The sequence below is a fragment of the Micromonospora cremea genome (genome assembly GCF_900143515.1).
Classification (GTDB): Bacteria; Actinomycetota; Actinomycetes; order Mycobacteriales; family Micromonosporaceae; genus Micromonospora; species Micromonospora cremea.
Map to the genome: position 1 here is coordinate 2,964,601 of NZ_FSQT01000002.1, position 13,648 is coordinate 2,978,248.

The following is a 13,648-nucleotide window of genomic DNA, read 5'->3' on the forward strand; positions in this document are numbered from 1 at the left end:
CACCTTAGGGCAGTCGGTGAAGCCGGCGATCACCGGCCGGACGAGGTGGGCGGCAGGTCACGCCCCGTGGTCTCGGTCGTGCTTCACCTGCGGAACGGACTGGGTTCCCGCTTCGACGAAGACGAACCGCCGGTAGGACCAGAATCGGAAGAGCGTGCCGAGACCCGTGCCGACGATGAAGCTGGCGATGTTGTCGGCCAGCGTCGTCTGGAACACGTCCGGCCAGATGGCGCCGAGCCCGTACCGGCTGATCGCGAGGCAGGCCACCGCGATGCCGAGGCCGACGGCGTTGAAGAAGAAGAAGAGCGCGTACTCCCGGGCCGGGTTGTTGCGTTGGCGGTGCCGCCAGGTCCAGAACCGGTTGCCGACGAAGGCGAAGGTGGCCGCGATGATGGTGGAGATGGTCTTCGCCGTCACCTGTTCGACGCCACGCACGGTCGTCATGTAGTTGAACAGCGCGAAGTCGATGAGGAAGGCGATCCCGCCGACCGTGGCGAACTTGCTCAACTCGCGGACGAGGTGACCGAAGCGGTCGAGCAGCGCCCGGACCAGACCCGGTCGGGTCTGCCGGGGACCCGGTTGCTCCCCGGTCATCGTGGCGGCCACGGGCCGAGCCTACCGGCTGGCGACCAGTCAGCGGGGTAGCAACGGCGAGCAGGCGTGGTCGCTCGTGCCGGGCTTGCGTCAGGTGTGTCGCTGTTGAACGCAGCGTAGCCAATCGGGAGGACTGACGCGCCCCGGAACGGGAATCCACGCACCGGTCGGCGGGGCCGGTCCGCCGCCCGACCGCAACTCACGTCGGTCGGGGTGCACAACAAGATTTGCGTGAAACTGCGCGGGAAAGCGGGTATCAGCTCCCAATGCCGCAGCGTAGCCGTACCTTGTGCAGTTCTTCACAACCAGTCCCACTGACTCGGAAGGCTGCCCGGTTTACGCTGAGCCCAATCCCAGGTTTCCACGAAGGCGACGCATCGCGCCGCTGAGACTCGTGCATCCCATAGATCGGTCAGCGTCGACCACAAGGAGATGTGTCATGGTTGCTCCGGCTGTTGTGCGGGGTATCGATCAGGCCCCGACGTCCCATCCGAAACTGCTCGCCTGGGTCCGTGAGGTCGCGGAACTGACCACACCCGACCGGGTCGTCTGGGTGGACGGGTCCGACGAGGAGTGGCGCCGCCTCACGGATGAGCTCGTTGAGGCCGGCACCCTGATCCGCCTGAACCCCGAGAAGAAGCCCAACTCGTTCTACGCGCGTACCGACCCCTCGGACGTCGCCCGGGTCGAGGAGCGCACCTTCATCTGCTCCGTCGACGAGGCGGACGCCGGCCCCACCAACAACTGGATGGCGCCGGCCGAGATGAAGCGGACGATGACCGACCTGTACCGCGGCTCGATGCGCGGTCGCACGATGTACGTCATCCCGTTCGTCATGGGCCCGGTCGAGGCCGAGAGCCCGATGTTCGGCGTCGAGATCACCGACAGCCCCTACGTGGTCGCCTCGATGCGCATCATGACCCGGATGGGCGCCAGGATCCTCGAGGCGATGGGTGACGACGCGGACTTCGTGCACGCGCTGCACTCGATCGGCGCCCCGCTGGCGCCGGGCCAGGAGGACGTCGCCTGGCCGTGCAACGAGACGAAGTACATCTCGCACTTCCCGGAGACCCGCGAGATCTGGTCGTACGGCTCCGGGTACGGCGGCAACTCGCTGCTCGGCAAGAAGTGCTACTCGCTGCGGATCGCCAGCGTGATGGGGCGCGACGAGGGCTGGCTCGCCGAGCACATGCTGATTCTCAAGATCACCTCGCCGGAGGGCAAGGTCTACCACATCGCTGGTGCCTTCCCCTCCGCCTGTGGCAAGACCAACCTGGCCATGGTGGAGCCGACCATCCCCGGTTGGAAGGTCGAGACCATCGGCGACGACATTGCCTGGATGCGGTTCGGCGAGGACGGGCGCCTCTACGCGGTCAACCCGGAGTACGGCCTCTTCGGCGTCGCGCCGGGCACCGACTGGAAGACCAACGCCAACGCGATGCGGACGCTGGACCGGGGCAACTCCATCTTCACCAACGTGGGCCTCACCGACGATGGGGACATCTGGTGGGAGGGCATGGGCGAGCCGCCGGCGCACCTGATCGACTGGAAGGGCAACGACTGGACGCCGGAGAGCGACAGCCTCTCCTCCCACGCGAACAGCCGGTTCTGCACCCCGATCACCCAGTGCCCGATCCTGGCCGACGACTACTACGACCCCAATGGCGTGCCGATCGACGCGATCCTCTTCGGCGGCCGCCGCAAGGACACCATCCCGCTGGTGACCGAGGCCCGCGACTGGGTGCACGGCGTCTACATGGGGGCGACGCTCTCCTCGGAGACCACCGCCGCCGCGTCCGGCGCGGTCGGCGTGGTGCGTCGGGACCCGATGGCGATGCTGCCGTTCATCGGCTACCACGCCGGTGACTACTTCCGGCACTGGATCGAGATGGGCAAGGGCACCGACGGCGACGAGGCCAAGTTGCCCAGGATCTACTACGTCAACTGGTTCCGTAAGGACCCGGACGGTTCGTTCCTCTGGCCGGGCTTCGGCGAGAACTCCCGGGTGCTGAAGTGGGTCGTCGAGCGGATCGAGGGCCGCGCCGAGGCGGTGGAGACGCCGATCGGCATGGTTCCGGCCCAGGACTCGCTGGACGTCGAGGGCCTGGACATGACCCCGGAGGACGTCCGGATCGCGCTGAAGGTCGACCCGGATGAGTGGCGCAACGAGCTGCCGATGGTCACCGAGTGGTTCGAGAAGTTCGGTGACAAGCTGCCCGGCGTGCTCTGGGCCGAGCTGGACGCGCTGCGGGCCCGCCTGGACGCCGCGCAGCCGCAACGGTAGGTGTGAACACCGCCCCTGCCGGGCATCATCGGATCCCATGAGGACGGCCGCCGAGACCGAGGTCCGGCGGCCGTCCGCCGTCCGGGTGCTCACCATCCTGCTCGCGACGACCGCGGCGGCCACCGTCGTGGTCGAGCTGCTCAACTGGTGGTACGCCCCGGAGCAGGGCTTCGGGTTGGCGGTGCGGACCGGCTGGGCGATGCTGCGCTCGTTCGGCTTCCTGCTGCTGATCGGGCACGTCCGACGGGGGCGTACGGTCGCCCGCCCGTTCGGGCTGATCCTCGCGGTCACCACGATCTTCGCCGTCGGCCGGCTGATCGTGCCCCGACAGGGAGTGCCGCCACTGCCCGGGTTGCTCGGCTTCGGCGCGCTCACCGCGCTCTGTGCGGCGGTGGTCTGGCTGCTCTACCGCTCGCCGACGCTGACCGGGCACCTGGTCCGGCACCGGCCGCGGCTGGTGATCGACCGGGCCGGCATCTCCTGGCGGGAGACCCCACCGAGCCGGCCAGAGGCCAGTGGCTGGCTGCTGACCAGTCGGGTGGCGGCGTTCACCTACAGCCCGCTGATGCTGGTGCCGGCGCTGGCAGCCGGGGGATCCATCCTGGACGGTCGCCTGAGCGCCGTGCCGGCCGTGCTGTTCTGGTTCGGCACCGGGATCGCGGTCAGCTACGCGGTGCTGTTCTGCACCGCGTTTCTGATGCGCGGCAAGCACTGGGCACGTGGCCTGCTGGTCGTCGTCACGGTGGCCGTACTCGCCGTGGACCTGCCGCTGTGCTGGTGGCTGCTGGGCGTGGACGGCCTGATCCGCGACGGCGCCCCGCTGGTCGCCGCGGCTGGGCTCGCCCTCTACGGCCTGCGCCGCGCCGCTCGCGCGGAGGACGAGGTCGCCCCGGCCTGACCGCCGCGCGGCGCGCGGCTCCCGTGCGGGCCTGCCACACCTCCCCGGCGCCCTGTCGAGCTGCCTCGGAAATGGGCCGTCCGACGCTCCGGCCCCCTGGGTGCCTCGTTCATGGGCAGTCTCTGCCGCGCCTGTCGAGCTGCCCCGGAAATGGACCGTCCGAGGCTCCGGCGCAATGCGTGCCCCGTTCGTGGGGCAGCTCTACAGGGCCCGGGACATGTACACACCGGGGACCGGCTGTGGCGCCGGGCGGCACGAGGGGCCCTCGGCGGGTCGCGGCGTCCCGGGCGGATCGCGTGCCTCGGTGCCGGACGACCCGAGCGGGCAGGAGGCAGGATGACGGGTGGCGTCGGTCACAGCGGCCGACGTCGGCGGCGCAGGCGGATCGCCGGGCAGGGCCGGGAACGGGCCGCGCCCGCCGAAGGGGAGGGAGGCGCGCGGTGGGCGACGAGTTCGACGTGGTGGTGGTGGGAGCGGGGCCGGCCGGGGCGGCCGCCGCACTGACCGCCCGCCGGGCGGGTGCCAGTGTGCTGCTGCTGGACCGGTCCGACTTTCCCCGCGACAAGGCGTGCGGTGACGGGATCGCCGCGCATTCGGTGGACGTGCTCACCGAGCTGGGGGTGACCGAGGCGGTGGCCGGTTACGCACCGCTGCCCGCGCTGCGCATGGTCGCGCCGGGCGGCGGAACGGTGGCCCGGGCGCTGCCCCGGCCCGCGTACACCGTGCCTCGGGAGGTCTTCGACGCGCGGCTGGTGGCGGCCGCCGTGGCGGCCGGCGCCGAGTTGCGCCGGCACACCGTGCGCCGGGTCGAGGCGCGCGCCGACCGGGTGGTGCTCGACGGGGAGTTGTCCGGCCGGGTGGTGGTGGGCGCGGACGGCGCCGGGTCGGTGGTGCGCCGGGCGCTCGGCCATCCGCAGAACCCCGACCGGCATCTGGCACTGGCCATCCGGGGGTACGCCCCGGCTCTGCCCGGCCCGTCCGAGCAGCTCATCGTCACCTCGAAGGCGCGGTGGCCGGCGTACGCCTGGTCGTTCCCGATCGGCGACGGGCGGGCGAACGTCGGGTACGGGGAGGTGCTGCGCGGTGAGCCGTTGAGCCGGGCGTACCTGCTGGACCGGCTGGCCGCGCTGCTGCCCGGCACCGACCTGGCGACGGTGACCGCGTTGCGTGCCCACCACCTGCCGCTGTCCACCCACCGGCCGGCACCGGGCCAGGGCCGCACCCTGCTCGCCGGGGACGCGCTGTCGCTGATCAATCCGTTCACCGGGGAGGGCATCTTCTACGCGCTGCTCTCCGGTGCGCTGGCCGGGGCGGCGGCGGCCCGCGCACCCGAGGTCGCCGCCCGCCGCTACGCCGACGGACTCCGTCGCCGCCTCGGCACCCATCTGCGGCACAGCTCGGTGGCGGCCTGGTTGGCGCGGCGCCGGCGGGTGGTCGACGCGGCGGTCCGGGCGGCCCGCCGGGACGACCGGGTGTTCGACGATGTGGTCGAGCTGGGGCTGGGCGACGGACGGCTCACCGCCCGTACCCTGGCCATGATCGGCATCGGACTCCCCGGCGGGGATGGGGCTCCGAGGCGGTGATCCGCCCGGCGGGTCGCTACGCTGCTAGGTGATGACGCTGCGGAACCTTATCTACTCCGTGTACGAGCGCCGGCTCACGGCGAAGCTCGCGGGTAAGCCGGTGCCCCGGCACGTCGGGGTGATGTGCGACGGCAACCGCCGGTGGGCGAAAGAGATGGGCTTCGTCGACCCGAACGACGGGCACCGGGTCGGCGCCGCGAAGATCAAGCATGTCCTCGGCTGGTGTGACCAGGCTGGTGTCGGGCACGTCACTCTCTACCTGCTGGCCACCGACAACCTGCGCCGGCCGGCCAGCGAGCTGGACCCGCTGCTCAAGATCATCGAGGATCTGGTGGTGGAACTGGCCGAGGAGGGCAACCCCTGGCGGCTGCGCATCGTCGGGGCGCTCGACCTGCTGCCCGCGCAGACCGCGGCGGCGCTCAAGGGCGCCGAGGAGCGCACCCGGGAGCGCAGCGGCGGCGCCGAGGTCAACATCGCGGTGGGGTACGGCGGCCGGCGCGAGATCACCGACGCGGTGCGCTCGCTGCTGCTGGAGCATGCCGCCTCCGGCGGCACCATCGAGGAGCTGGCCGAGGTGCTGGACGTCGAGCACATCGCCGAGCACCTCTACACCCGCGGCCAGCCCGACCCCGACCTGGTCATCCGCACCAGCGGCGAGCAGCGGCTGTCCGGCTTCATGCTGTGGCAGTCCGCGCACTCGGAGTTCTACTTCTGCGAGCTCAACTGGCCGGATTTCCGGCACATCGACTTCCTGCGCGCACTGCGCTCGTACGCCACCCGGCAGCGTCGTTACGGCGCCTGACCCGGTCAGGACAGGTGGGTCAGCGCCCGGGTGAGGAAGTCGCCCAGGGCAGCCGGGGAGTCGATGGTCAGATCGGCGGCGTTCGCCACCTCCTGGCCGGTTTCCGGGTTGGCCACCGCCACGCAGACACCGAAGAAGTCCGGATCGGCCGCGGCTCGGGCGCGCAGCGCGGCGAACGCCTTGATGTCCGAGACGTCGTCGCCGAAGTACCAGGCGCCGGTGGCCTCCCGGATCACCTCGCCGATGACCATGCCCTTGTCCCGGTCGACCGGCGGCTTGAGCTCCAGCACCATCCGCCCGGCCTGTACCCGCAGCCCCAGCCGGTCGGCCTGTGCCTGCCCCCACTGCTGCATGGTCGGGCCGAGCTGCGGCGCGGTACGCCAGTGCAGCGCGACGGAGAGGCGCTTGTACTCGACCAGCGTGCCGGGCGGCAGTTCCGCGCGGGCCAGGTCGGCCAGCTCCGCCATGGTCGGCACCCAGGGCAGCGCGGCCGGCTCGGTGACCGTCTCTCCACCGGAGTGGCTGTGCTCCAGCCCGTAGAGGCCGTAGAGGTCCACGCCGGCGAGCCCGCCGAGATGGTCCCGGAGGAACTCCACCGGTCGGGCGGAGACGATCGCGACCCGCTGCACCACCGGGGCCAGCGCCTCGATCGCGGCCAGCGCCGCGGGGGCGGGGCGTACCGCGGTCGGATCGTCGTCGACGGGCGCGAGCGTGCCGTCGAAGTCGAAGAAGAGGACCGTCCCGGCGGCCCGGCCGGCGGTGATCCGCCAGGCCTGGTCGGCGTTCAACGGGGTCCTCGGCTGCTGATTGCCCAGATTCAACGGCGGCACGCGCGTCAGCGTACCCCGGCGATGAGGGCTCATTCCTGGCCGAGCGGGGCCACTCGGCGGCGCATGATCAGCGTTCGGCGGCTCCTCGTCCGCGACGGCCGAACGGCACCACCGCCGCCTCCTGGCCATGACTCAGCAGATAGCCCTCCACGAACCCGGTGTTGCGATCGCCGGTGTGGTTCTCGATCTCGTTGAGCCGTGCCACCAGGAACTCGGTGAGTGCGCTGATCCGGTCGTTCAGCCGCTCGTGCAGCTCCGCCACGACGGCCAGGATGACCGCGGTGCCGGCGCTGGTGAGCGCGAGGAGGTTGACGAGCAGCGGAAGCTGCCCGCCGTTGACCACGAGGGTCACCACGTTGCCGGTCGCCCACAGTGTCATCGACACCGTGGCCACCACGACTGCCAACCACTTCAGGGTCATGGACAGACCCCTCCTTCTGTCCCGCAGGGCTGGGTTCGGCCTTGTCCCGTCCCCCGCCGACGACGAGCCCAAGCAGTACGAATAGGGACGCTAGCGTGCCCGTTCCGGCCCCGGAGGCAAACGAATGAACCTGACCAGGCGTTCTTTCGCCATCTGAGGAACTAGCCGGCCTGATTCCCTCTTTTCCGGACATCGGCCGGCAGCGTAGGGCGGTATGCGAGGTATCGAATGGTTTCGCGGATGTGGAACTTCTCCGCGTCCGACACGTTCGGGTCGACCAGCCGCCGCAGCAGTGCCTCCACGTCCGGGTCCATGGGCGGTGCCGGTTGGCCGGCGCGCGGGCCGGCCGCGGTGCGGTCCCAGCCGAGGGCGGCGAAGGCGGCGGCGGGGTTCAGCCCCAGACCCTCGCAGAAGGCGACCACCCGTTCGGCCTCCGGGTCGCTGGCCCAGTCGCCCCGGACCCACCGGTTGATGGTCTGCCGGGAAACGCCGGTGCGCCGGGACACCTCGGTGCCGCTCCAGGCCCGTGTCGCCCGGGCCTCGTCGAGCGCGCGCCGGACGAAGGTGGCGAAGGCGATCTTCCGCGCATTGGCCGTCTCGGTCACCCCGTGACGGTACGGCCAGTCGGTCGTTGGCGTGCGCCCGGGCACGCTGCCGTCACGCGCACGTGACGGCTTCTTCGGATTTCCGGTAAACGATCCAGTGCCACTGTTGAGGGGTGTCACCCGGGCAGAATAGATGCCCTTAGGGGCCGCGGTAAACGGACGAAAAGCTGATACTGTCACGCTCATGGGACAATCTACGGTGTGTCACGTGCATGAGACGACTGGTGCTCACATGCGTCACGCCCCCGGCGCGAGGGGGGTGTGGTGACCGAGCTCGCCACCCGAGCCCAGGCCTTCGGGCTGATTGCCGAGGGAGTGGCCGCGGGGCTGACCGCCCCGTGGCGCCTCTACCTCGCCCGAGGCTGCCGCTATCTGTCGCTGAGCGTCGGCGATCGCACCGAGTGGAACGCCTGGCGTACCCATCTCGGCTGCCCGGAGCTGAGCGTGCGGGTCTACGACGCTGGCGGAGAGATCCGCCGCTCGTCCGTCGCCGAGGTCGTGCTGGACGGCTGCCGGATCAGCGTCGAGCTGGTCGAGGAGGTCAGCACCGACGATCTGGACCGGCTCCTCGTCGCGGATCCCACCGCGGTCGAGCCGGAGGAGCGATGATCCGGCGTCCGGGCCGGGCCGGGGCCGCCCGATGAGCCCGTTTCTCGCGGTCTTCCTCGTCCTGGTGCTCGGCGCCACCAGCTACGCGGCCGGCCGTCTGCACGGCCAGCTCAGCTACCGCATCGGCTATCGCTTCGGCTACCGGCAGGGCTACTTCGACGGCGACCGGGGCGCCTGGAACCGGCGACGGCGCGACGCCCAGGCGGCCATCGCCTCGGCCCTGTCGGTCTCACCTGCGGGCGTGGTCCGCTCCGCGGGCACCGTCGCCCGCCCCGGCACCACCTACACCGGCTCGTCGTTCACCGCGCCGGCCGCCCCGATCACCGGGCGGCACCCGACCGGCACGCTCGTCCGACGGACCGGCTGAGGCCGGTCGGCGGGCCGCCGCGCGCGGTTCCGTCGACCGGCGCCACGAGCGCGGTGCGTCGTCCGCGGCGAACACGCACCGTCGGGGTCACGTCAGACCGGTGACGGTGGCCCCACCGGCCGGGATGCGCGCAGGGGGCATGCATCCCGGCCGGTTCCGCCGCGCCCGCCGGCGCCGACCCGGCCGCCGTCGCGTCGGCCTGTGGTGTTCACACGGCGGTCTCCGGAGATCCACGATCGCCCTCTAGCCGGGACGGTCCGCCGCCGCTAGCGTCTAGGCATGGCACGGGGTTCTCCCGGGCCAGCCGGTCCGCCCGGATCTGCGACCTCGCGCACGGGGTTCCGCATCCGACCCCGTGTCCCCGGGCACCGGAGGAGGCGGAACACGGGTGGCGGGTGCCCATCCGTCGGAGCAGGCCTGTGACGACTCGCCGTTCGACCGCCGGTGCCGATCAGACCCCGGCAGCGACTGCCACGACCCGCCGCGCCACCAGGGGCCGCCGTACGGCCGCCGCCGCGTCGGCCGACCCCAACGAGCCGCGACCAGCCGGCCAGGCCTTCGTCCTGGACACCTCCGTGCTGCTGTCCGACCCGGCGGCCTTCCACCGGTTCGCCGAGCACGAGGTGGTCCTGCCACTCGTGGTCATCACCGAGCTGGAGGGCAAGCGGCACCATCCGGAGCTGGGCTGGTTCGCCCGGCAGTCGCTGCGGATGCTCGACGAACTGCGCATCACGCACGGGCGACTCGACCGCCCGGTGCCCGCCAACGACCACGGCGGCACGTTGCGGGTGGAGCTCAACCACACCGACGACGGAGTGCTGCCGCCCGGGTTCCGCACCGAGAGCAACGACGCCCGGATCCTCTCCGTGGCGCTCAACCTCGCCGCCGAGGGGCGGGAGGTGACCCTGGTCAGCAAGGACATGCCGCTGCGGGTCAAGGCCGCCTCGGTGGGCCTGCGGGCCGATGAGTACCGGCACGGCCAGGCCAGCGACCCGACCTGGACCGGCATGTCCGAGCTGGAGCTGGGTGAGGAGCAGATAAGCCGCCTGTACGCCGGCGAGGCGCTTGACGTGGACGAGGCGGCCGGGCTGCCCTGCCATACCGGCCTGGTGCTGCACTCGGGGCGCGGCTCCGCGCTGGCCCGGGTGCTGCCGGACAAGTCGGTCCGGTTGGTCCGGGGTGATCGGGAGGCGTTCGGGCTGCACGGCCGCTCGGCCGAGCAGCGGATCGCCCTCGACCTGCTGCTGGACGAGTCGATCGGCATCGTCTCGCTGGGTGGCCGGGCCGGCACCGGCAAGTCGGCGTTGGCGCTCTGCGCGGGGCTGGAGGCGGTGATGGAGCGCCGCCGGCACAAGAAGGTGATCGTGTTCCGCCCGTTGTACGCGGTCGGCGGGCAGGAGCTGGGCTACCTGCCCGGGTCGGAGTCGGAGAAGATGTCGCCCTGGGCACAGGCGGTCTTCGACACGCTCGGCGCGGTGGTGCACGAGAACGTGCTGGAGGAGGTGACCTCGCGAGGCATCCTCGAGGTGCTGCCGTTGACCCACATCCGCGGGCGCAGCCTGCACGACGCCTTCGTGATCGTGGACGAGGCCCAGTCGCTGGAGCGCGGCGTGCTGTTGACGGTGCTCTCCCGGATCGGGCAGGGCTCCCGGGTGGTGCTCACTCACGACGTGGCCCAGCGGGACAATCTGCGGGTCGGGCGGCACGACGGTGTGACGGCGGTGATCGAGGCGCTCAAGGGCCATCCGCTCTTCGCCCACGTCACACTCAGCCGTTCGGAGCGGTCGCCGATTGCCGCCATGGTGACGGACCTACTGGAGGACATCCCGCTGTGATGGGGCTTATGTAGGTTTTCGTCCGCATTTTAAGTGTGGTGCAGATCACAAAGGGCTCGGTTGGTTTCCCATCGGCCTCACTGTGCGCAATGGTGTCCAACGAGCGCCCACGCACCAGAGGAATCGTTGGTGATCGTTCGTCCCGAGATGGACGACATCGGCGAAGGCCGGTGCGTCGGCGCGACCGGCAACCGGTCGGGGCGCTCGCGGCACGGCTGGCGGCCCTCGTGTGGCCGGCGCCGCGCCGCGTCCTTGCCCCCGACGAAGGGACCACTTCGTGAGTCGGCTGTGGAGCCGGTTGGGCGCCCGTACGGCTGCTGTCGCGCTGCTCTCCGTGGGCGTTGCCGGTGGCTTCTACCTGGGCGAAGACCGCGAAACCCAGCAGCAGGGCCTGACCGCGCAGGTCGGCCTTGAGGTCGACCGCGCCGATCTCGCCTACCAGCGCGAGCGGCAGGCCGCCCACCGGGTGAAGTTCGCCAAGCAGCGGGCCGCCGAGTACGAGGCCAAGCTCCGGGCGGCGCAGGCCGCCAAGGAGGCCGCGGAGCGCGCCCGCAAGGCCAAGGCCGCCGCGGCGTCCCGCAAGGCCGAGCGCGAGGCGGCGGAGCGGAAGGCGGCGGAGAAGCCCAAGCCGTACGACGGGCCGATTCCGGCGTCCTGCGCCGAGTACAGCGGCAACCGTAAGGTCGGCTGCGCCATGATGATCGACGCGGGTTTCGGCATCGCCGAGTTCCCGTGCCTGGAGAAGCTCTGGACCAAGGAGAGCGGCTGGAACCACAAGGCCAGCAACTCCTCGTCCGGTGCGTACGGAATTCCGCAGGCCCTCCCGGGCAGCAAGATGGGTACCGTCGCCGACGACTGGCGGACGAACCCGGCCACCCAGATCAAGTGGGGGCTGGGCTACATCAAGGGTCGGTACGACACGCCCTGCGGGGCCTGGGGCTACTTCCAGAGCAACGGCCACTACTGACGGTGTCGACGGCGGGGCGGGTGTGCGACGGCACCCCGTCCCGCCGTCGTGCGTTGCGGGTGCCGGTCCCACGGGACGTGAGTGGCGGTCAGCCCCTTTTACTGATAGCAGTTGGGGGGTGACCCTGCACCCCGCAAGCGGCGACCCCCACCGGTTCGGCACCGAGGCGTTCTACGCCGCGCTCGGCCGGGCCTTCGTCGCGATGTGCGCGGTGGTCCCGTTCCTCTTTCTCATCGAGGCCGTCGACCAGGGGCTCGAGTTCGGACTGGACGCCACCGCCGGCATCATTCCGCAGCGGATCGACGGGCTCGACGGGGTCTTCTTCTCCCCGTTCCTGCACCACGGCTTCGACCACCTCTACAGCAACAGCATCCCGCTGATCCTGCTGGGCACCTTCGTGCTGGCCGCCGGCGCCCGCCGTTTCCTCTGGTCGACGCTGATCATCATCCTGGTCAGCGGGCTCGGCGTCTGGTTCACCGGCTCGCCCAACTCGGTGGTGGTCGGCGCCAGCGGGGTGATCTTCGGGTACCTGGGCATTCTGCTCACCCGGGGCATCTTCGAGCGCAGCTGGTGGAACTTCGCCGTCTTCCTGCTGGTCGGCCTGCTCTACGGTTGGCAGCTGGTCGGCATCCTGCCCACCGACGAGCGGATCTCCTGGCAGGGGCACCTGTTCGGGCTGCTCGGCGGGGTGGTGGCCGCGATCCTGTTCCGTCGTCGCCGCCCGGTCGTCGGCGGCTCGGACTACACCGGGTCCACGCTCAGCCTGCCCTGACCGGTTCCTCGGCGCGCCTCTGGGACGTGCTTGCCCGACCGCTGCCACCCGCCTACCGTCGAGATCAGCAAGCGTTGATCCGTGAGCGGAAAGCGACGGTACGCCATGCGTGAGGTCGATGTTGCCGTGATCGGGGCCGGTCCGGCCGGCCTCTTCGCCGCGTACTACGCCGGGTTTCGAGGGCTGTCGGTGGCGGTGATCGACGCGCTGCCGGAGCCGGGTGGTCAGGTCACCGCGATGTACCCGGAGAAGCTGATCCTCGACGTGGCCGGTTTCCCCGCCGTCAAGGGCCGCGACCTGGTCGCCAACCTGGTGGCTCAGGCCGCCCCGTTCGGCCCGCACTACCTGCTCGGCACCCGGGCCGAGAAACTCTCGTACGCCGATGAGCGGCCGGTGCTCGGTCTGGCCGGTGGCGAGCAGCTCGGCTGCGGCGCGGTCGTGATCACCGGTGGGCTGGGCAGCTTCAGCCCTCGGCCGCTGCCCTGCGCCGACAGCGCGCCCGGCGCCGGGATCGTCTACTTCGTACCCGAGCCGACCGAGTTGGCCGACCGGGACGTGCTGATCGTCGGTGGCGGTGACTCCGCGTTCGACTGGGCGTTGACGCTGCAACCGCTGGCCCGCTCGGTGACCCTGGTGCACCGGCGGGAGAAGTTCCGGGCGCACGCCTCGACAGTGGCCCGGGTGCTGTCGCTGCCGGTGCGGGTGGTGGTCAACGCCGAGGTCACCCGGCTGTTCGGGGATGGCACGGTGAGCGGCGCCGAGGTGACCGTACGCGGTGGCGCGACCGAGACGCTGCCGGTGGACACCGTGGTGGCCGCGCTCGGCTTCACCGCCGACCTGGGCCCGCTCGCCGAGTGGGGGCTGCGGCTGGACCGCCGGCACATCCTGGTGGACAGCGCCATGGCGACGAACCTGCCCCGGGTCTTCGCGGCCGGCGACATCACCGAGTACCCGGGCAAGGTCCGGCTGATCGCGACCGGCTTCGGCGAGGCCGCCACGGCGGTCAACAACGCGGCGGTGGCCATCGACCCGAGCGCCCACCTGTTCCCCGGTCACTCGTCCGACGCCGGCTGACCGCGGT

14 protein-coding genes are annotated in these 13,648 nt (G+C 71.2%); 10 read left to right on the forward strand and 4 right to left on the reverse strand.

What is annotated here, in order from left to right; all coding sequences use genetic code 11:
* Positions 1-57: 57 nt before the first annotated feature.
* Positions 58-594 (reverse strand): GtrA family protein, encoded by a 537-nt coding sequence (locus BUS84_RS27375; protein WP_084757860.1) that lies wholly within the window; start codon positions 592-594, stop codon positions 58-60.
* A 439-nt stretch (positions 595-1,033) separates the two neighbouring features.
* Between BUS84_RS27375 and BUS84_RS27380 the strand changes: the two genes are divergently transcribed.
* The 4 genes from BUS84_RS27380 (at position 1,034) to BUS84_RS27395 (ending at position 6,161) form a co-directional block, all read left to right on the forward strand.
* Complete coding sequence (locus tag BUS84_RS27380) at positions 1,034-2,878, forward strand: phosphoenolpyruvate carboxykinase (GTP) (RefSeq protein ID WP_074316793.1); 1,845 nt, start codon at positions 1,034-1,036, stop codon at positions 2,876-2,878.
* A 37-nt stretch (positions 2,879-2,915) separates the two neighbouring features.
* Positions 2,916-3,776: a hypothetical protein gene (locus BUS84_RS27385; RefSeq protein WP_074316795.1), complete on the forward strand. Its 861-nt coding sequence runs from the start codon at positions 2,916-2,918 to the stop codon at positions 3,774-3,776.
* A gap of 440 nt (positions 3,777-4,216) precedes the next feature.
* Positions 4,217-5,359, forward strand: coding sequence for an NAD(P)/FAD-dependent oxidoreductase (locus BUS84_RS27390; RefSeq protein WP_074316797.1), 1,143 nt, complete (start codon positions 4,217-4,219; stop codon positions 5,357-5,359).
* A gap of 31 nt (positions 5,360-5,390) precedes the next feature.
* On the forward strand, positions 5,391-6,161 hold the full coding sequence (locus tag BUS84_RS27395) for an isoprenyl transferase (RefSeq protein ID WP_074316799.1): 771 nt from the start codon (positions 5,391-5,393) through the stop codon (positions 6,159-6,161).
* A 5-nt stretch (positions 6,162-6,166) separates the two neighbouring features.
* Here BUS84_RS27395 and otsB read toward each other — a convergent pair whose 3' ends face one another.
* The 3 genes from otsB to BUS84_RS27410 form a co-directional block, all read right to left on the reverse strand.
* Positions 6,167-6,991 carry a trehalose-phosphatase gene (gene otsB / locus BUS84_RS27400; RefSeq protein ID WP_074316801.1) on the reverse strand — a complete coding sequence of 275 codons (825 nt, stop codon included), beginning with the start codon at positions 6,989-6,991 and terminating at the stop codon, positions 6,167-6,169.
* Positions 6,992-7,058: 67 nt separating this feature from the next.
* Positions 7,059-7,412 carry a hypothetical protein gene (locus BUS84_RS27405; protein WP_074316803.1) on the reverse strand — a complete coding sequence of 118 codons (354 nt, stop codon included), beginning with the start codon at positions 7,410-7,412 and terminating at the stop codon, positions 7,059-7,061.
* Between the two features lie 161 nt (positions 7,413-7,573).
* Positions 7,574-8,017 carry an XRE family transcriptional regulator gene (locus tag BUS84_RS27410; RefSeq protein ID WP_074316805.1) on the reverse strand — a complete coding sequence of 148 codons (444 nt, stop codon included), beginning with the start codon at positions 8,015-8,017 and terminating at the stop codon, positions 7,574-7,576.
* 264 nt (positions 8,018-8,281) lie between these two features.
* On the opposite strand from BUS84_RS27410, the gene BUS84_RS27415 reads away from it, so the two are divergent.
* The 6 genes from BUS84_RS27415 (at position 8,282) to BUS84_RS27440 (ending at position 13,641) form a co-directional block, all read left to right on the forward strand.
* Entirely contained in the window at positions 8,282-8,626 is a 345-nt protein-coding gene (locus tag BUS84_RS27415; protein WP_074319161.1) for a hypothetical protein, read from the forward strand.
* A gap of 31 nt (positions 8,627-8,657) precedes the next feature.
* Positions 8,658-8,993 (forward strand): hypothetical protein, encoded by a 336-nt coding sequence (locus BUS84_RS27420; protein ID WP_074316807.1) that lies wholly within the window; start codon positions 8,658-8,660, stop codon positions 8,991-8,993.
* A gap of 419 nt (positions 8,994-9,412) precedes the next feature.
* Positions 9,413-10,828, forward strand: a complete 1,416-nt coding sequence (phoH2, locus tag BUS84_RS27425; protein WP_074316810.1) for an RNA 5'-3' helicase PhoH2 — start codon at positions 9,413-9,415, stop codon at positions 10,826-10,828.
* Positions 10,829-11,105: 277 nt separating this feature from the next.
* Entirely contained in the window at positions 11,106-11,795 is a 690-nt protein-coding gene (locus BUS84_RS27430) for an aggregation-promoting factor C-terminal-like domain-containing protein (RefSeq protein WP_074316812.1), read from the forward strand.
* A 118-nt stretch (positions 11,796-11,913) separates the two neighbouring features.
* Positions 11,914-12,567 carry a rhomboid family intramembrane serine protease gene (locus BUS84_RS27435; RefSeq protein ID WP_074316814.1) on the forward strand — a complete coding sequence of 218 codons (654 nt, stop codon included), beginning with the start codon at positions 11,914-11,916 and terminating at the stop codon, positions 12,565-12,567.
* Between the two features lie 105 nt (positions 12,568-12,672).
* The gene (locus BUS84_RS27440) at positions 12,673-13,641 is read left to right on the forward strand and encodes an NAD(P)/FAD-dependent oxidoreductase (RefSeq protein WP_074316816.1); all 969 of its coding nucleotides are present in this window, start codon (positions 12,673-12,675) and stop codon (positions 13,639-13,641) included.
* The last annotated feature ends 7 nt before the right edge of the window (positions 13,642-13,648 follow it).